Raw genomic sequence first — 20,759 nt, forward strand, 5'->3', positions numbered from 1 at the left:
CATGCTCATACAGAGGGCCCAACTTTGAGAAAAACGCGCTCTATTTGGGAAGATTCGGTTTTAAATTGCTAGAAAATCGACACGTGCCATTGTCTGCGCTATCTTGTTCCCAACAAAAAACATAGCAATGGCAAAAGTAGACAACAAGGGCATGGTGCATGGCACTGCCGGTTCTGTAGTATATCGCAGATACCGCAATATGAACATTATTCAGGGAAAGCCCCGCAAGTTTAAGCAGACTACGGAAAGCATTCGTGCCGCCACGGAGTTCGGCCTTTCCAGTACAACCGCTGCGGTTATCCGTCAAGCCTTCCAGTCAGCGTATGTCCACCGCGATGGCCAGGCAGCGAGTAGAAGCACACAACTGGTGTACCGGGGCATCCGGGGGAGCTTGAGTGGCAGTGCAGGCAGGAGGGACCTTCATGATGCCGACCTGAGTAGTATCGTCGGAATGGAATTCAATATCAACAGCCCATTGAAGGAGGTGCTGCAGTTCAATCATCAGGTAGAGCGTGATGAACAAGGGAAGATCCGTGTGTTTATGGGAGCGTTTGACTCGAAGACGGACATCCGGGTACCCCCGGGCATCAGAAAATCAGCTAGCAAGTACCGGATCCGTTTTAGCTTGATCGGCTTTAATTTTCGTCAGGAGTACTACGAATTCCTGGAAGTAAGAGACCTGGAAGTGCAAAAATACGCGCAAGTGGAAGCGCAGGAGATCCGGTTTGAGGCTCAACCTGAAGCCGATCAGCTCCTGTTGCTCAGTGTCTCACTCCTGGCTTACAGCGAAACACGGATGGAACAAGGCTACCTGCTGCTGAACAGCAAGAACTTTAGCCCCTGTGCGCTGATCGCGGCCTATGCGGCAGAGAAGCCTGGAGAGTACCCCGAAGGGCCGGTGAATATGGAACTCAGCGGGGCGCAGCTGCAACGAGGGGCCTCTTTTTATACGATGTGCTATGAGGGTAATCAGATGTTGCGTAATCTGGAACGGAGGATAGGGGTAGAATCAACGGTGAAGAAGAAGGAACCGGATCCTGTTGAAGACTCGGGGGATTTAAAGTGTGGACAGCGGGTGTCGTTCAGGAAAGGAGGGTAAACAACAGCGAACTGGATAGTACTTTTACTATTATGTACTCGTTGTCAACCTTCACGCGTGTTCTTTGATCCATTACTCTGTCTTTTGGACAAGTAAGTTCATTGGACTTAAGGTATCAAGATGCGTTTCGTCGGTCCGGCTCCGCATGTTTTAACTTTAATTTGGATATAAACGAGTAATTCGTTGATTGAATATGATTCTTCAGGTTGGCAGCCAAATACATTCTTGTGCCACAAGCATACGGCATGAATAAGCTATCGATGTAAGTTTGATATCAGGTCCAGAACTTCTTATTACAGTGACATCAACATACCGGATTGCATTGGATTTTCCCAAGGGCTGACAATTTTCTACTTGATAGGTAGTCGTGGAATCGTAGTTTTAGTCGAGAAGGCAACCAATCAAGAGAATCTGAATGGGCAAAATATGCCATTGATCTTTATTTTAATATAGTTGCCTGGTGCTAAAATAAATAGGTGTAAACAGCTGAACAAGATATCTCGCGGGGGTAAACTTAAATCTGTCCCTGAAAATGCCTTGATGTTAAATAAGGTTAATGTTTTTGTTCTCAATCACCGAATAATAATATTTGGCCGTCAACTCGGCTAGTTATGCGTCAATTCATTCTATCATTCCTAAGAACCATAAGATTATCCATTCTCTTTATTTCTTTGCTGTACATATTTGGCAAAGGTGCCCATGCACAATCGACAATATTAAAGGGTGTAACCACTGATGGCCGAACGGGTTTGCCGGTGCCCTATGTCTCCATAGGAATTAAAAACAAGCCTATAGGCACAGTTTCTGATTCTACAGGTCAATATTCGCTTTGCTATCTCAGCACTGATATTGCTGAAACGGATACCATTTTCTTTTCAGCTGTTGGTTACAGAAGCGTGAAGATAGACTGGAAAACTTTCTTAAAAACTAATAAGTCGATTACGTTATATGAATCACCACAAATCCTCAACATGGTGGACATTAAAGTGAAACCTGGTCATATAAAAAATTATGGCCGTTCAAATGCGAGTATCGTATTCTTCCCGGGCATGTATAAAAATGTACCAAGACATAGCGATGAAAAGGGGCGCGAGCAGGCTACGATCCTGAAAATAGATCAAGATGTATTTTTAAGAAAGTTAAAATTTAAGATAAACCGAAGGACCTTCAGGAAGATCAAATTTAGAATGAACATCTATAGTGTTAAAGAGGGGCAGCCGGATCAATCTATACTCCACAAAGATGTTGTATTTGATGTAGCTGGTACCACGGAGACAGGCATGCCACAAGTTGAAAGTATAGACTTACGCCCCTACCAAATACATATAAAAGGCCGAAAAGAGATAGCGGTTTCTCTGGCCATTTTAGACTTGGAAGCTTTGGCAGGTGATAGTACGCGATCGGCGTTTTTTATACCGTCTTTTCCAGGACCATTACGATCAAGTCTGTACAGGCTTAAAGGGGAAGCACAGTGGCAAAAGGTTTCCGGTTCTTATTTGCTGTTGGAGCTCGAGGCAACATCGACAAGGGGAGATAAGGAGAGTTTAACGGATATTCTTTCGGATAGTAAGGACGAGATCATTCAGGATAACCCCGCATTATCAGGGCTGTTATACGGGAATAATCGTGGCGGACGTATTAAGGTCGACGAGGGAGAGATCTATTATGAAACGTATGGTCAGGGTAGTCCCTTGTTCTTGTTACACGGGAATAATGAGACTATCAATTCGTTCAGAGAGCAAATTGAACCGCTTTCGCGGCATTTTAAAGTAATTGCGTTGGACACCAGAGGCCAGGGCAATAGCCCCAACAATAAGTTGTCACCGTATACCTACGAGCAGTTCGCCAGCGATCTTTCCATGGTAATGGATGCATTATCTATAAAAAAAGCGAGCTTGCTAGGCTGGAGTGACGGGGGGAATACCGCATTAGTTTTTGCGTCAGCGCATCCAGAAAAGGTAGAGAAAATAGTAGTTATGGGCTCAAATCTGTTTCCGGGAGCAGAAGCTATTGAGGAAGACGTCATCAACATATTTGAAGCTCGCAGAGATAGCTTATCGAAACGTGCTGATCCATTTTCTCAAAATCAAATGCGACTGGCTGATCTGGTATTGAAAGAGCCACATCTAAACGAGCATGACTTACAGCATATATCTGCCCCTGTACTAATAGTAGCAGGCGAATTTGACGTTGTTAAAAGACAGCATACATTGTTAATCCAATCACTTATCAAGGATTCCCGCCTTGAAATCATACCTGGTAGCGACCATTACGCTCCATTAAAGAATCCGGAAGCTTTTAACAGGATCATACTGGAATTTCTGGCGCCGGGAAAAAGCGAAGATGGTTGAAGACCAATATCAAAGTGACACAACTTCGATATTGAACTCCGGCAGCATGGAGTTAATTCACTAATCTAATGAGTATTAAATACTGAGGCTTTGTCTCTCAAAACGAGCGTTTAAGGCAATTGCCAGTCATGATCTTTGAAAGGAGATATAAAGCATCTTTATAACCTCTCGAAAATGGTTGCAATGTCTGTAAGGAATTTTGTTAAGTTAAGCAGGCCTAAAGAGCGATGTATGTTTATCTCAGAAAACGACCCTTTTTTGATAATACAATATGCAAACTTCAGAAGTAATATCTCTTTGCAATATCATTGCATACCACATGCCCTTACTTTTGTTTACTGTTAAAGAGCATAATTTGTGAGCATTAAATTTTATATTTGCAACCGAGTGAGGATACTTAGCTACATATTAAGTTTTATGGTACTGGTTTTATGCTTGATGCCATGTACGGATTTGGACCTTTCTTCTGATGAAGATAAGATTGAAATTAGTAGTACTGATAATACAGCAAAGCACACATTAGATATTTGTTCTCCTTTTTGCCAGTGCTCTTGCTGTACAAGCCCTACACTCACACTATTTAATACCTTTACAATTAAGGCACCTCAAGGTCCAGACCGCTTGTACGGAAAGCATCTTCCCGGAAAAGTAATAGAAAGTATGTTTGCCGTATGGCAACCTCCCCGTTTGAGCTAAACTTCTGCTCTGAATTGCTTAGGCCATTCTCTTGATGATCTCTTTTTGAGATACTTTCTTATTTACTAATCATAACTATTCATGTTAGATAAAATTATTCTTTATTCCATCCGGAATAAGGTAGTGATTGCTGTGGGTATACTGCTGTTGATAATTTGGGGCGTTTATTCAGCTCTAAAGCTACCTATTGATGCTGTTCCGGATATTACAAATAACCAGGTGCAGGTAATTACCCAGGCACCCAATCTTGGGGCTCAAGAAGTTGAGCAGTTTATCACAAATCCTGTTGAGCTTGCTTTGAGCAACATTGCCAATGTTGTCGAGCAGCGCTCCATTTCTCGTTCAGGTATTTCTGTTATCACTGTGGTATTTACAGACGATACTGATATTTATTGGGCAAGGCAACAAGTTTCCGAACGACTAAAGGAAGCTGAATCACAAATTCCTAATGGAATGGGAGAACCCTCAATGGGGCCGATAAGTACTGGCCTTGGAGAAATTTACCATTATGTTGTTCATACCAAGCCTGGTTATGAAACCAAATATTCGCCAACTGACTTAAGAACCATCCAGGACTGGATCATCCGCCGACAGCTAACAAGCACCAAGGGCCTGGCTGAAGTTAGCGCCTGGGGTGGGTATGTTAAACAGTACGAGGTGGCTGTTAATAATGACCAGTTAAATGCCTTTGGGCTTACCGTTACAGACATCTACAATGCTTTAGAGAAAAATAACGCAAATACCGGAGGCTCTTATATTGAGCAGCAAAATAGTGCCTATTTCATCAGAGGGCTTGGCCAGGTTAAAACCCTTACCGATATAGAAAAAATAGTGATATCCAATACCAATGGTGCTCCGGTGCTCATTCGTGATGTAGCGAAGGTACAGTTTGGAAGCGCTACTAGATATGGGGCCGTCACTCGAAACGGAGAGGGCGAAGTTGTAGCTGGTATTACTCTAATGCTTAAAGGGGAAAACTTCAACGAAGTAATAAAAAATGTTAAAGATCGAATGGCCCAGATTCAAAAGTCTTTGCCTGAAGGCGTTGTTGTTGAACCCTTTATTGATCGAACTGAACTGGTTGGCCGGGCTATTGGAACGGTTGAGAAAAACTTAATAGAAGGTGGCCTGATAGTAGTTTTTGTACTTGTGCTGCTCCTTGGAAACTTTCGAGCCGGTCTGGTGGTTGCCTCAGTTATTCCCCTGGCACTGCTGTTTGCCCTTGCCATGATGCGATTATTTGGGGTATCGGGAAATCTAATGAGTCTTGGTGCTATTGATTTTGGATTAATTGTGGATGGAGCTGTAATCATTGTGGAAAGCATCGTTCACCGGATATCTACAGGGAATTTTCACCTGAATGGTGTTTCAAAGCTTAATCAAAAGCAGATGGACGAGGAGGTCTATACGGCATCCTCTAAAATTAGAAATAGTGCAGCCTTTGGCGAAATTATCATCCTGATTGTTTATCTCCCCTTATTTTCCCTGGTTGGTATTGAAGGGAAAATGTTTAAGCCTATGGCGCAAACAGTGGCCTTTGCTATTCTAGGTGCATTTATCCTTTCGCTCACTTATGTGCCAATGGCGAGTGCTTTATTCCTAAGTAAAAAGACTGTACATAAGCGCAATTTATCCGACCGGATTATGGATTTTCTTCATCGGATCTACAGACCAGTGCTAGATCTAACGCTAAGGATGAAGCGTATTGTGGTGTTGATTTCGGTTGTAATTCTTGCTATAAGCATCTGGGTATTCAGTCGTATGGGCGGAGAATTCATTCCAACACTTGAAGAAGGGGATTTGACGGTGGAAATTAGCATGATGCAGGGTACTTCATTAACCCGTACAATTGAAACCTTTAGCAAAGCAGAAAAAATATTGATAGCAAAGTTTCCGGAAATAAGGCAAGCTGTAACCCGTATTGGGAGCGCAGAGATTCCAACAGATCCTATGCCTATTGAACGGGGAGACATGATGCTTTCTATGAAACCAAAAGAGGAATGGACAAGTGCTGAAGATAGGGCTGAGATATCTGAAAAAATTGAAGAAGCACTATCGGCAATACCAGGTATTAATGTGGAGGTTACACAACCAATGCAAATGCGCTTTAATGAGCTAATGACTGGAATTCGGCAGGACGTAGCAATAAAGATTTTCGGGGAAAACATTGAAGTGCTATCGGAAAACGCGAATAAAATTGCATCCCTTATTAAAGATGTTGACGGCGTAAGTGAGCCGATCGTAGAAAAGGTAAGTGGTCTTCCCCAGATTTTGGTCACTTATAACAGAGACATGATAGCCCAGTATGGACTATCGATTGAAGCGGTCAATGCTGTTTTACAAACAGCTTTTGCAGGAAATGTAGCAGGAGTGGTTTTTGAAGGTGATCAGCGCTTTGACTTAGTGGTGAGACTGCAACGCAATCTTCGAGAAGATATCAGCAACATTGAAAATCTTTACATTTCGCTACCCTCCGGCAATCAGGTTCCATTGAATCAGGTTGCAAAAATAGAACTTAAGGATGCACCCGCTCAAATCTCCCATGAAGATGGCCGCAGAAGAATTTATGTCGGATTCAATGTGCGAGGAAGAGATGTCGAAAGCGTTGTAACTGAGATTGAGCAAAAGCTATCAAGAGAGCTGAAGTTACCTTCGGGATATTATACCACCTATGGTGGTCAATTCGAGAATCTAAATAAGGCAAAAGAAAGACTCACAATTGCTGTACCTGCTGCGTTACTTTTAATTATCGCGCTGCTCTATTTTACTTTCCGGTCAGTAAAAGAGACCTTGCTTATTTTTACTGCCGTGCCATTATCAGCTATTGGTGGTATTTTTGCATTAACCTTAAGAGGTATGCCCTTTAGTATTTCCGCAGGTGTTGGCTTCATTGCCCTGTTTGGTGTTGCTGTTTTAAATGGAATTGTACTGATTGGATATTTTAATCAGTTAAAATCAGAAGGTATTACTGACATCTATGAAAGGGTACGAAAAGGAACTTTTGTGCGCCTGCGACCAGTCATATTGACTGCGTCAGTTGCATCCCTTGGATTCTTACCAATGGCCCTTTCCAATACAGCGGGAGCCGAAGTTCAAAAGCCACTTGCAACTGTTGTCATTGGTGGGCTGATCACTGCAACCCTTCTGACTTTAGTTATTCTTCCAGCCCTGTATGTGCTGATTTTTGAAAAACAGGAGCGTAATCTTAAGACGGGCATTAAAGGTGGCTTATTACCATTATTTTTGCTGTTGGCTTTCAGTATGGTGACAGAAAACGCATCTGCGCAAACCCCGAAGTCCTTACAGCAGGTCATTGACATAGGATTAGCAAATAACCCAGGTTTAAAGGCAGGAAACCTGGCTGTAAATCAAGCGCGGGTTCTTCAGGGTACTGCTTTCGATCCGGACAAAACCCAGCTGAGCATATCACAAGACCCAACAGCCGGGGGAGGAAATGACAACAGCTTAAACATAAGCCAAACCATAGAATTTCCTTCAGTTTACTCAGCCCAGAAAAGGGTACTGAATGGAGAACGCAAGGTTGCAGAAACGAACTTTGATTTAGCAAAACTAGTCCTGATTCGTGATATTAGTTTAGCCTACCAGCAGCTTGCTTTTATTCAACAAAAAGGATCACTACTTAAGTCACTAGATAGTATCTACAGCAACTTCGATCAAAGGGCAGGTATAAGGTATAAAGCAGGAGAAACTTCTTATTTGGAAAAATTGGCTGCTCAAAGCAGACAGAAAGAAATTCGAATGCTGCAAAAGCAGGCTGCAAGCGACTTACAAATTGCTCAGGCAGAATTGCACAAGCTAACTGGCAGCGTAGAATTGATTATAGCTGAAGCACTAAGGCCATTGAAGCCAAGTGTACTAATGCTGGATTCTTTAAAGTCAAATTTATCGCTGTTAAAACAACAGCAACAAATCGGGCTAAGTAATGATCGCATTCGCCTGGAGAAAAGAAAGTTGCTGCCTGACCTTGTGGCTGGCTACTCTCACCAATTTTTAGTAAGTGGCTTTAACCCCGCTAATATAAACCGGGAATATTTTCCTGGGACACGTATCGCTGGATTTCAGCTAGGTGTTGGTATTCCGTTAATTTCAGGCGCACAGCGTGCCAGAGTCAAGGTTGCTGCTATTCAAAAAGAGATTGCAGAAGCTGATCTTGCTAATCTTCAAAACACGCTAGAATCAGATTATAGAAAACAGGGTAATGAAGTATCTAAACAGCTTGCCGCATTGGAATATTATCAGTCTTCAGCGCTTGATGAAGCTGCTGAAATATTAAGAATATCTCAGTTTGCTTTCGAAAAAGGTGAGATTGGGTATGTCGAACATCTTCAAAATTTGTCCCATGTTATCAATATTCGAATGGGATATCTGGAAGCGATTCATCTTCTTAATCAAGCAACACTTCAACTCAACTATCTAAAAGGAAAATTATAATGAAAGCCGTAACTATAAAACTATATAAATACCTGATCAGTTCGCTATTGATGCTAGCTGTGCTATTAATAATCTCATGTAAAGGTAGTAATCCAACAACTGAGGTTGAATCTGAAGAGGAGGAACATACAGACGCTTTATCTTTAACTGAAAAACAGATGCAAGCTGTAGGAATAACCCTTGGAAAGATTGAATTAAAAAATCTGAAAAGTGTGGTCAAGGCTAACGGGCACCTGGAAGTTCCTCCACAAAACAATGCGGAAGTTCACCCATTAATAGGTGGGCTGATACAAAAGATCCACGTGCTTGAAGGTAATTACGTTAAAAAGGGTCAAACATTAGTGACGCTGGAGAATCCTGAGTTTGCCCAGGTGCAGCAGGACTATCTCGCTTCGAAAAGTGCACTTTCCTTTGCTGAGAAAGAATATGAACGGCAAAAGGAACTGATGGATGCAAAAGCCGGTAGTGGCAAAGTCTTTCAACAAGCTGAGGCTACCTATTTTGCAGAACAGTCCCGCTTTAGGACACTGAAGCGTCAACTTGGACAAATGGGAATAAGCTTTAAAGCCTTGGATAAGGGTGCTGTCATCACCCAGATTGCAGTTCCAGCTCCAATAAGCGGTGTAGTTGGTCATATCATGGCAACTACTGGAAGCTTCGCCGATATAAATAAACCTTTATTGAACATCACTGATAACAGCCGAATACATTGTGACCTTCTGGTATATGAAAAGGACCTATTTAAGGTTAAGTCCGGACAGCAGGTTGATTTTGTTTTAACAAATCAAAATAACCAGCAAATCACAGGAAAGATCTATGGCATTAATAAAACCTTTGAAAATGATAGCAAAGCGGTGATTGCCCATGCACGTATTGATAACCGGTCAAATAGGAACCTGATACCGGGCATGTATGTTTCCGCATTAATTGATGTCGGAAATCAAACTACCCAAGCTGTCCCGCTTGACGCAGTAGTAAGTGCTCAGGGCAAAAGCTATATTTTCATAGTAGATAGTTCAATGATCAAAAATGAAGAGCATGCTGAAGGCGAAAAAAACGATTCAGAAAAGGAAGAAGTGCGGGACAAAGAGTTTCATTTTAAGATTATTGAAGTAGCCACAGGCGTTTCCGATTTAGGCTATATAGAGATCATCCCATTGACAACTATTCCATCAAATGCATTAATTGTAACTAAAGGTGCTTTTTATATTCAGTCCAAAGCTTCAGGAGGTGGCGAGGAGCACCACTAATGTATTTGGCCTGCTGAAAACCAGTCTCAATCTGTATTGCAAATAAAATAATAAATATGAGTCCCAATATTGAAACAATGCTGATCGAAAAGGGAATCCAACCCACTGCTATGCGCATGCTGGTATTGGATTCTTTGCTTAAACAATCATCGGCCACTCCTTTGACTGAATTGGAAAGTGAACTCCACCCCGCTGATCGAATCACCATATACAGAACACTCAAAACCTTTGAAGAGAAGGGAATGGTTCATGCAATTGATGATGGAAGTGGCGCAACTAAGTATGCGATTTGCGTAGAGGATTGCAGTACGACAGGTCATCATGACCTCCATGTACATTTTAACTGTAACATTTGCAAACAGACCACTTGTCTGCCTAATACAAGTGTGCCGGAATTAAAGCTTCCTGAAGGTTTTGTCCCTGCAGAGTTAAGTCTTATTGTTAAGGGTGTGTGTCCTGGCTGTTCAAATAAATAATGCAATCCTATTGCATGCAATGCTTAGGTACCTTTGTGAACTAGAATACTTCATAACTACCCCTATTGACTTAGATCATGGAGGAGTTTTTAAAACAACAATAATGGAAGAAATTAAAAATAAGCAGCTTAATGATTTGGCAACTATGCCAAATTCAATTAACCAAGAAAGTGCACATTCTCAGAATGACGGGCATGATCACGGGCAACAAGAAACCGAAACAAACGGAGTGCTTGCACATTGGGATTTAATCCTTGCCCTGTTAATGTTGGCCACCGAATTGATTTTGGAATTTGGTTTTAATTATAAGCTAAGCAACCCCATTGGCTTCACAGTTAATTCCGTTGCTTATCTGCTGGCTGGCAGAAGCGTACTTAACCTTGCATTTCGCAAAGCACGGAGGGGAGATATTTTTAATGAATTTGTCTTAATGAGTGTAGCTACCTTGGGAGCATTTTATATCGGTGAATATTCAGAGGGCGTAGCAGTAATGGTTTTTTACCAAATAGGCGAGTGGTTCCAGGATTCGGCTGTTAGTAGGGCAAAACGTAATATCAAAGCGCTACTGGATATCAGACCAGATGAAGTTACCGTACTTAGAAATGGAGTTGACCAGATAGTAACGCCCTCACAAGTGTCACTTGGAGAAACAATACAGGTCAAACCCGGAGAACGGGTGGCTTTAGATGGTATTTTAGTTTCCCAGAATGCATCTTTTAATACAGCAGCTTTAACCGGCGAGAGTAAACCAGACACCAAATACAAAGACGAACCAATCTTAGCGGGTATGATCAACTTAAATACTGTAGCGCAGATTAAAGTTAGTTCTCTGTTCAAGGACAGTAAGCTTAGCAAGATCCTTGAAATGGTACAGGATGCTACTGCTCGCAAGTCTCAGACACAGCTTTTTATTTCACGCTTTGCCAAGGTGTATACTCCCATTGTATTTTTTCTTGCTTTAGCGTTGGTTGCACTTCCCTATTTTTTTGTAGAAGGTTACGTTTTTAGAGACTGGTTGTATCGGGGACTTGTATTTCTAGTAATAAGCTGCCCTTGTGCATTAGTGGTGTCAATTCCCCTGGGATACTTTGGTGGTGTTGGCTTAGCCTCCCGAAACGGAATTCTTTTTAAAGGGGGAAACTTTCTTGATGTTATGACCAAAGTAAATGCTGTTGTGATGGATAAAACCGGAACACTCACCAAAGGGGTATTTAAGGTTCAGCAAGTAGTTGTCCAAGGTATTAGCGAACAGGAATTGGTAAGAATAACAGCGACTTTAGAAAAAAATTCTACCCATCCGGTTGGAAAAGCAGTGGTAGAGTATGCAGGGGAGGACTTAGGCACTTTAACCGCTACTGAGGTCGAAGAGATAGCTGGTCATGGTTTAAAAGGAAAAGTTGATGGCAAACAAGTGCTTGCAGGGAACTTGAAACTCCTTAAGAAATTTGACATTTCCTATCCACCAGAAATTGAGCAAATCGTGTACACCATTGTTGTGATATCGATTGATAATAGGTATGCCGGTTACATCACTATTGCTGACGAAATTAAAGAAGATGCAGCTGCCACTATCAAGGCAATGCACGACTTGAATATAAAAACAATAATGTTATCTGGCGACAAACAATCGGTAGTGGATGCGGTGGCAAAACAAATTGGAATCGATGCAGCATATGGGGATCTTCTTCCTGAAGGAAAAGTTGAGAAAGTACAATCCTTGAAAGATCAGGGTTTACAAATTGCGTTTGCCGGAGACGGTGTGAATGATGCTCCAGTAGTTGCTCTAGCTGATGTTGGCATAGCCATGGGTGGGCTAGGAAGCGATGCAACGATCGAGACTGCAGATGTTGTTATTCAAAATGATCAGCCCTCTAAAATAGTTTCGGCTATTAAAGTAGGTAAGATTACAAGGAACATCGTTTGGCAAAACATCATTTTAGCAATGGCAGTAAAAATTATTGTTTTAGCCCTTGGGGCTGGAGGGGTTGCAAATCTGTGGGAAGCCGTAATTGCTGATGTTGGTGTTGCGTTGCTTGCTATTTTAAACGCGGTAAGGATTCAAAAGATTAGCCTGTAGCAATCTGATCTGGATACCGTTTAAAGGTGTTTACTCATTCTAAATTCAATGACGGCTTCATGATAATGCTTTAAGACACATTCCATGCAATGGTTGCATTAATAAATAAGTCTCGAGAGAGTTGAATACAATTTGAGATTAATTTCGCGGAGCGTAGATTATAATACAGGCGCCGATCAAAGCAATTGAAGCGCCTACTATATCGAGACTGTAAAATCAACTGTGTCAGATAAGAATTAAAGAATGATTTTTATTTTCGACACAACACATGAGTAACAAAGAGTTTGATTTCGAAAGCTTCAAAGCTGAAGCGATTAAAGGAATGTATGCGGGAAAGCCGCTCAATGGAGAAAAAGGCATTTTCGCCCCGCTATTAAAGCACTTTTTAGAATCCGCACTGGAAGGTGAGCTGGAAGCTCATCTGCAGGAAGAGAAAGCCAGTGGGCTGTCCAACCGACGTAATGGTAAGACATCCAAACGTGTAAAAAGCCTGGGTGGGGAGTTTGAACTGGAAAGCAGCCGGGACCGCTCAGGGAGCTTCGAACCGCTTGTTGTTCCTAAGCGGCAGGTGATCATTACCGAAGAACTCGAAGAAAAAGTAATAGGTCTTTACGGTCTGGGCATGAGTACCCGCGATATTACCAGTCACATAAAGGAGATGTACCAGATGGACATCTCAGCAAGCACCTTGTCCGCTATAACAGATAAAGTGATCCCGGCCATGAACGAATGGCGCCATCGTCCTTTGGACTCGGTTTATGCTTTTGTTTACCTGGACTGTATGCACTATAAGGTGAGGGATGGCAATAGTGTAGTGACCCGTGCTGTCTATAATATTCTTGGGGTATCCCTGGATGGTAAGAAGGACTTGCTGGGTATGTATCTGTCTGAAAGTGAAGGAGCGAAGTTCTGGTTGTCGGTGTTAACCGATCTAAAGAACCGGGGAATGCAGGACATACTGATTGCCTGCATAGACGGCTTGAAAGGCTTTCCGGAGGCTATTGCTGCTGTCTTTCCTAAAACAGAGATCCAGACCTGCGTGGTCCATCAGGTTCGCAACAGTTTGCGCTACATTGCTGAGAAGGACAAAAAGCCCTTTATGGTTGACTTAAAAATGGTATACCAGGCGCTAAGTAAAGAAGAAGGATATGAGAACCTGATCTTACTGGATGAAAAGTGGGGCAAGAAGTATCCTGTTCCTATTCAGTCGTGGTATGCTAACTGGGAGAACCTATCGACCTTTTTCCGCTTTGATGCCCATATTCGCAAGGTGATTTACACGACCAATACGGTGGAAGGCTTTCACCGGCAAGTACGAAAAGTTACCAAGACCAAAGGCGCCTTTACTTCAGACAATGCTTTGCTGAAGCTGGTCTATCTGGTAGTACAGCGAGTATCTGAAAAATGGACCATGCCGCTAAGAAACTGGAGCTTGACCTTATCTCAACTTTATATTATGTTTGAGGACAGACTTAAAATAAGCCTGCATGGTTAGCAGATTGATTGTGGAAAACTCTATGTGGGGAGTTTTCCACAATCAATCTGCCCTGGCGCCAATGACACACACTCCCACTATATCATATTTATCAGGTTTAAATCCGTCTACTTTCTACGCCCATATTAAGGAATTACGGCAAAAGGAAAAATTTAGGCTTGTGCGCCGAGACTGGCTTGCGACTAAATTGTATTCTCCATTATTCCACCGTTTTTTGATCGTTTCAAAAAGTAAAGGGAAATGATGTCTACCTTTTGATAAAACGAAAAGTATGTTTAATATAATAATGCCAATTTGCCTTACTTTTCCAATTCTTTTAATTTAGCTTTCATCTGAGCAATTTCCTCCACCTGTGATTTAATAATCTGTTCTGACAGTTTCTTTACTTCGGGATCTTTGATGTTTGCATTTTTGCTGGTCATAATAGCGGAAGAATGGTGGGGTATCATTCCTTTCATATATTGGATGTCCCCTACAAATGTCTGCTGCCGTAAAAAAGTCAAAACAGCAATAAATACAATAACAGCTGATGCTAAAATTATTTTGTTCAATCTTTTATTCGGATACATTTTACCCATCATCGGCAACATAACTACTGCCATTGCAGACACCATGAGAATTGACATGTAAGTCCTTGTAATACTCAAATAAATATGGTTTGCCTCATCGACATTTAAGAACATAATTCCATACATCAGGATGAAGGATATGGCCAGCATCAAAAGGAATTTTTTATATGGACTGCCACCGTGGTCCATTGTTCCATGTTGATTGTTTTGATTTTCGTTTTTCATGTTTAAAGTTTTAAATTGATTTGTTTGTTACTTATGGTAAGATAATATTTTACCAGCCCTGTCCTTTGTAAAATTGTTCAATTGCATCTCCAATTAAATTGACAGTTAACTGGTCGAGGTCACCGGCGACTGAGCTCCATGAATTATCGCCGTTGTTTAATATGGCTACTATTTTCCCATTCAATTCTACCTCAAAGGTTTCATCTTTATGATGCACCTTTAATTGTGTCGTCTGATCGATACCATTTAATGGCACCGAAATTTTAAAATTTCTATCGTCTTTCATTTTATATTGATTAAGCTTTTTATTTAATCCAGTTTCGCACTTCTTAACCTTAATGAGTTCAGGATAACGGATACCGAGCTAAAACTCATGGCCAGAGCCGCAATCATTGGCGAAAGCAGGACGCCAAAAAACGGGTATAAAATGCCCGCTGCAATAGGGATTCCCAAAACATTATAGCCCAAGGCAAAAAATAGATTCCCTTTAATGTTTCCCATTACTTTGTGACTCAAAAGTCTTGCTTTAGCAATCCCGTTTAAATCACCTTTCACCAAGGTAATCGCAGCACTTTCAATGGCCACATCGGTTCCGGTTCCCATTGCAATGCCAATATCTGCCTGCGATAATGCCGGGGCATCATTAATACCATCGCCAGCCATTGCTACTTTTTTCCCTTCAGTCTGTAAATATTTTATCTCTTGCAGCTTATCTTCCGGCAGCATCTGGGCTTTATATCCGTCGAGGTTCAGCGTTTCACTTACCGCTTTTGCCGTATCATCGTTATCACCGGTAAACATGATTACCTGTAAACCTTCTTTCTGCAATTTTTGAATGGCTTCCCTGCTCGATTTCTTAATTTTATCAGAGATTACTACAAAACCGGCAGCTGCATTTCCAATAGCTAAATAGGAAACTGTTTTTCCTTGCTTTTGTGCGGCCTTGACCTGCTTTTCCAAGTCTGGGCTAATTTTTGCCTTAACGTGTTTCATGAGCTTTTCATTTCCCAGGGCAAGGCTTTCTTTTCCAAGCACGCCAATAACCCCTTTTCCGGTAATTGCTTCAAACTTTAAAATGGGCTGAGCTTTTACTTTATTTTCCTCACCATAACGCAATGTCGCCTTGGCTAGTGGATGTTCACTGCTGCTGTTCAGTGATATGATCCTTTGAAGGATATCACTTTCGGAAAGGTCGGGGTTTGTACTAATGACTTTTTCAACAGAAGGTTTCCCTTCAGTCACCGTTCCTGTTTTATCAATAACAACAATATCAATGGCGTTCATTTTCTCCAGCGATTCTGCGTTTTTAATGAGTATACCGGATTTTGCGCCCTTCCCAACACCAACCATGACCGACATCGGTGTGGCAAGGCCGAGCGCACAGGGGCAGGCAATAATCAGTACAGCAATTGCATTTACAAAACCATAGACGTAAGAAGGTTCGGGGCCATAGACCGCCCAGATAATGAAAGTTATGATGGAGATTGATACCACGACGGGCACAAAATAGCCGGAGATTTTATCAGCCATTTTTTGAATGGGCGCTTTCGACCGGCTGGCCGAATTGACCATTTCAATAATCTGCGACAGCAAAGTTTCTGAACCAACTTTTTCAGCAAGCAAGGTGAAAGTTTTATTTCCGTTTATAGTGCCGGAACTTACCTTGTCGCCCGGTTTCTTGTCAACCGGAATAGGTTCACCAGAGATCATGGATTCATCAATTGTCACTTCTCCGACTTTGATACTTCCATCGACAGGTACTTTTTCACCGGGCTTCACACGTAGCAAATCTCCTTTTTGGATGTCATCGATGGAAACGGACATTTCCCTTTCCCCCACAATTTTTGTGGCGGTATTGGGTGCCAGTTTCAGCAGTTCCTTAATGGCAGTATTGGTCTTTCCATGTGCGCGGGCTTCTAAAAGCTGTCCCAGTAAGACCAGGGTCAAAATCACGGTGGCCGCTTCAAAGTATATGTAGACCGTTCCGTGATGTGTCTTAAACTGGTCTGGGAAGATGCCTGGAAACAATAGCGCAAGTATGCTGAACAGCCAGGCTACGCCTGAACCAATACCAATAAGGGTAAACATATTCAGGTTCCAGGTGACGGCCGAGCGCCATGCACGCTCAAAAAACATCCAGGTTGCATAAAACACTACCGGAATTGAAAATGCAAACTGAACCCAGTTCCAGTATTTCAGATCCATTAGTTGGAAAAGGGGATTACCAGGGATCATCTCGGACATAGAGATAATGAAAATGGGAACGGTAAACAGTGCAGCTATTTTAAATTTGCGCAATAACTTATCATACGTTTGATCCTCTTCTTCAGAAACTGCGCCCATCGATACCAGATCCATTCCGCATATCGGGCAGGCACCCGGCTGGTCACGGACGATTTCCGGATGCATGGGACAAGTGTATTTGGCGGATTTTGTTAAAGACACCTCCTTGATAAGATCCATTCCGCAGACCGGACAATTACCAGGTTTATCATAGGTTTTGTTGCCCTCGCAATGCATAGGACAATAATATTTCCCCTCGCCATCTATCTGCAATGGTTTTGCCATCATTAGGTGATGATGGGCATCATGAGACTTTTTACCGTTATGGCTATGCACATCTGCATGGTGATGGGCCGACATCTCAATGGTGTAATTTCCGGCAGCGGATAGTGCTTCCTGCAACGTGTCTGTTGACACATGCTTTTCCATTGTAATGGTTGCCTCCGGTGGTTCAGTTGTAACCACTGCCGAAACCCCTTTAACTCCATTCAGAGCCTGTTCAACTTTACTGCGACAGCCTTCGCAGGTCATTCCGGTTATTTTATAGGTATGTTTCATGATGCTATTGGTTTAATAGGTTATTGTAATTCCTCCCCCATATCCCATATCGCTATCATAGTGAGTGGATAAGGAGAAATATTTAGTAACAATATATCTGAACCCTCCCATGAATTCCTTATCGGTATTCGCCATAAAGTTCATCCTTAGCCTGCTGCTTACCGGAATATCCTCCCGCATGAGCTGAAAGCGCAGTTTGCCCTTACTGTCCAACCTTGCTTCAGCAGTGACCAGCATTGGCAGGATATATTGAACCCCTATTACAGCAGCCTTTCGGTTCTTCTGGTTACTCAATTGACCGAAGAGATTGTTTTCTCTCTCATTTTCCATACTGTTGTAGTGGTAATCAAAACCAATAAAGGGAAACAGCCATTGCATCTTCCCAATGTACCTCCCAAAATAGGTTTCGCTTTCATTTCCATGGTGCGATTTTAGGCCAAGCCTCCACTCGGTTGAGAAACGGTAGCGGGTATTGGCCAGCATAAATTCGCCATCGCTTCCGTTGCTTTCAAGCCCAATTGTAGCCATCGGATGAAATGCTCTGTCATCGGAATTCAGTCCGCGCTTAGCTACCCTGGTGTCGGTAATATCCGGATTGGCAGGGGAATTTTCGTAGCTGAATACCCTGCCCATACCGCTCATCATGTGGTAGAGGATATGACAGTGGAAAAACCAATCGCCACCTGGTTCTGTGGCAGCAAATTCAATGGTATCCCTTTCCATCGGCATAATATCGAGCACATTTTTCATCGGTGCATTTTCGCCTTGCTCATTGAGCACCCTGAAATCATGTCCGTGTAGGTGCATAGGGTGGCGCATCATGCTGTTGTTGAACATGATGATTCGTACATTTTCTCCTTTTTTGATCAGGATCTTATCGCTTTCTGAAACGGTCTTATTGTCCAGCGTCCATACATAGCGGTTCATGTTCCCGGTCAGATCGAACTTTAGTTCCTTCCAAGGTCCTTTGGGCAGCGTTGTTTTTTTGGGATCACGGAGCATATTGTAATTGAGGGTAATAATATCCGGGTTATTATCCGCCATATTCATTCCCGCCATGCTTTTATCATTCGGCATTTGCATGCCAGCCATATCGGCTTTTTTGTTTTCGGTTTTTGGATTTTCCACGCCGGTTATCTCAGGGTACATGACCGTATTCATATCCATGATCTGATTCTGCATTTTCATGCCTTCCATTTCGATCATGTTGCCCTGTATGTCCATCATCTCGTTCATCATTTTCATTCCGGCAAAGTATTTCAGTCTGGGCATTATCCCCGCTTGTACTTTTTCTCCCTTGCCCAGCCACAACGAAGCCGATTTGGTACGGTCTTCTGGCGTCACCAAAAACTCGTAGCTCTTGTTTTCGGGAATGGTCACCACTACATCGTAAGTTTCAGATACCGCAATGATCAGCCTGTCCACTTCTACCGGTTCCACATCGTTTCCGTCTGTGGCCACTACGGTAATCTTGCCGCCTGCGTATTTCAGCCAGAAATAATCCGATGCGCCGCCATTGGCTATGCGCAATCTCACCTTGTCGCCCGCTTTAAATTGTGGCTGCTCGTTCTGGTTCTTACCGTTGATCAGAAATGCATCATAAAACACATCGCTAACATCCATCGCATTCATTCGCTTCCACTCATTGTTCACTTTGGTTTTAAAGTGGCCTGTTTTAATGGCCTCAGCATAGCTTTGGGTAGCGCCCTTTTGGATAGCAAACCAATCGGTGGCGTTCTTCAGGCTTCGATGAACTTCTTCCGGGTTCATGTCCGTCCATTCGCTTAGCACTACCGGGATGGTTGGGATATCCCATTCTTTCCGTTTGTTCATAATAAATGCACCGTACATACCGATCTGTTCCTGCAATTTGCTATGGCTATGATACCAGTGTGTACCATGTTGAACGATAGGGAACTTATAGACATAAGTGCTATGTGGCTTAATCGGCATCTGCGTAAGAAAGGGTACCCCGTCCATCCTGTTTGGTAAAAACAGGCCATGCCAGTGCAACGATGTTTCTTCATCCAGGTTGTTGTGAACGTAGATCAATGCGGTATCACCTTCAGTAAAGGTCAATGTGGGCATGGGAATTTGGCCATTTACTGCAATTGCCCGTTTTGATTTTTTTCCATAGGTTACCGTGGTATCGGCTATGTACAGATCGTAGCGGACGGTGCGTGGAGGTGTGTTGCTCGATATGGTTTTTATCGGGCCTAATTGCGATTTTGCCTTTTTGATATTCTCCATTGTGGCATTGTCACTTCCCATCTGCATTCCCTTCATATTGTCCATTTTTTTAGCATCTTCTTTCATCGGCATATCCATGCCCTCATGCTTAATGGGAACCATCTTTGGGGTTTCCTTTACCAGTTTCATTCCGCATTTAGGGCAATTGCCGGGTTTGGATTCATGAATTTCGGGATGCATGGGACAAGTATAGGTTTCACCTAAAGAAGGTGTTTCAGTACCCGCCTTCTGCGGCGACATTTTCATATCACCCATGTGACCCTTCTTTGCAGAGAGGCTTTTCTTGACTGGAGCAGCCTTTTTTGGCTGAACGCTTTTTTTCTTTTGCATGACCAGTTTCATGCCGCATTTGGGGCAGTTCCTCAGCCTCGTGCTCTGAATTTCAGGATGCATAGGGCAGGTATAAATTACCGGCTGTTGTTTTTGCTGTGATGATATTGTGTGCCCCGCGTGCGCAGATGCGAACCCATACAAACCCATCAGTAAAATATAGAATATTAATTTTTTCATCATTTATTTAATTTGTGAAAGACTGTCTTTCGTTTTTTCTACCCAGTCCAAAATCAGTTCCTGTTCAGTTCGGGAAAGTTTTGCATTCCTGTGGATCAGTGTATATGAGCTTATAGGCATTGTTACATCTTTTATACTGCTCGCAATTGCTTTTAGCTTGCTTTGCTTTTTGCGTGATGAGTAATTTCCGAACTCATTAAAATTGAGTTCATCTTTGCCTTTGCTGATATGTGATGCCAGCCACCAAGCACCGGGCTGAATATTTGCATACCAGGGATAATTGGTATTATTACTGTGGCAGTCATAACAGGAGGTTTTTAAGATCCCCTGAACATTTTCTGGCATAGGATAAATGCGGCTAATATCGGCAGGGTATGCCTGCCCGCCCTGATTGCGGACAGGCTGGATGAACTGGATGAGTACCAACGCGCCCAATAAAAGCAAAAGCCCCTTTTGTACCCTGCCCAT

The 20,759-nt window shown here is 42.6% G+C and carries 13 protein-coding genes; 8 read left to right on the forward strand and 5 right to left on the reverse strand.

Translation table 11 applies throughout. The annotated features are described in order from the left end of the window. Positions 1-127 precede the first annotated feature (127 nt). The 8 genes from ACO1NU_RS13920 (at position 128) to ACO1NU_RS13955 (ending at position 13,896) form a co-directional block, all read left to right on the forward strand. A complete protein-coding gene (locus tag ACO1NU_RS13920; RefSeq protein ID WP_448819100.1) occupies positions 128-1,099 on the forward strand; it encodes a hypothetical protein in 972 nt (323 codons plus the stop codon). Positions 1,100-1,710: 611 nt separating this feature from the next. Further along, the gene (locus tag ACO1NU_RS13925; protein WP_448819101.1) at positions 1,711-3,450 is read left to right on the forward strand and encodes an alpha/beta fold hydrolase; all 1,740 of its coding nucleotides are present in this window, start codon (positions 1,711-1,713) and stop codon (positions 3,448-3,450) included. A gap of 387 nt (positions 3,451-3,837) precedes the next feature. After that, entirely contained in the window at positions 3,838-4,146 is a 309-nt protein-coding gene (locus ACO1NU_RS13930; RefSeq protein WP_448819370.1) for a DUF6660 family protein, read from the forward strand. 81 nt (positions 4,147-4,227) lie between these two features. Next, positions 4,228-8,598, forward strand: a complete 4,371-nt coding sequence (locus ACO1NU_RS13935; RefSeq protein WP_448819102.1) for a CusA/CzcA family heavy metal efflux RND transporter — start codon at positions 4,228-4,230, stop codon at positions 8,596-8,598. After that, positions 8,598-9,848 (forward strand): efflux RND transporter periplasmic adaptor subunit, encoded by a 1,251-nt coding sequence (locus tag ACO1NU_RS13940; RefSeq protein ID WP_448819103.1) that lies wholly within the window; start codon positions 8,598-8,600, stop codon positions 9,846-9,848. The genes ACO1NU_RS13935 and ACO1NU_RS13940 overlap by 1 nt, the downstream gene beginning before the upstream one ends. Before the next feature lie 56 nt (positions 9,849-9,904). Beyond that, a complete protein-coding gene (locus ACO1NU_RS13945) occupies positions 9,905-10,324 on the forward strand; it encodes a Fur family transcriptional regulator (protein ID WP_448819104.1) in 420 nt (139 codons plus the stop codon). Between the two features lie 145 nt (positions 10,325-10,469). Beyond that, on the forward strand, positions 10,470-12,401 hold the full coding sequence (locus tag ACO1NU_RS13950) for a heavy metal translocating P-type ATPase (RefSeq protein ID WP_448819371.1): 1,932 nt from the start codon (positions 10,470-10,472) through the stop codon (positions 12,399-12,401). Between the two features lie 268 nt (positions 12,402-12,669). Then, on the forward strand, positions 12,670-13,896 hold the full coding sequence (locus tag ACO1NU_RS13955; RefSeq protein WP_448819105.1) for an IS256 family transposase: 1,227 nt from the start codon (positions 12,670-12,672) through the stop codon (positions 13,894-13,896). 299 nt (positions 13,897-14,195) lie between these two features. On the opposite strand, the gene ACO1NU_RS13960 is transcribed toward ACO1NU_RS13955, so the two are convergent. The 5 genes from ACO1NU_RS13960 to ACO1NU_RS13980 are packed head-to-tail and all read right to left on the reverse strand — an operon-like array spanning position 14,196 to position 20,759. After that, on the reverse strand, positions 14,196-14,690 hold the full coding sequence (locus tag ACO1NU_RS13960) for a DUF305 domain-containing protein (protein WP_448819106.1): 495 nt from the start codon (positions 14,688-14,690) through the stop codon (positions 14,196-14,198). A gap of 49 nt (positions 14,691-14,739) precedes the next feature. After that, positions 14,740-14,976, reverse strand: coding sequence for a hypothetical protein (locus ACO1NU_RS13965; protein ID WP_448819107.1), 237 nt, complete (start codon positions 14,974-14,976; stop codon positions 14,740-14,742). 23 nt (positions 14,977-14,999) lie between these two features. Then, positions 15,000-17,531, reverse strand: coding sequence for a heavy metal translocating P-type ATPase (locus tag ACO1NU_RS13970; RefSeq protein WP_448819108.1), 2,532 nt, complete (start codon positions 17,529-17,531; stop codon positions 15,000-15,002). Positions 17,532-17,543: 12 nt separating this feature from the next. Next, complete coding sequence (locus tag ACO1NU_RS13975) at positions 17,544-20,294, reverse strand: multicopper oxidase domain-containing protein (RefSeq protein ID WP_448819109.1); 2,751 nt, start codon at positions 20,292-20,294, stop codon at positions 17,544-17,546. After that, entirely contained in the window at positions 20,295-20,759 is a 465-nt protein-coding gene (locus ACO1NU_RS13980) for a heme-binding domain-containing protein (RefSeq protein WP_448819110.1), read from the reverse strand.

The sequence above is a fragment of the Arcticibacter sp. genome (assembly GCF_053551015.1).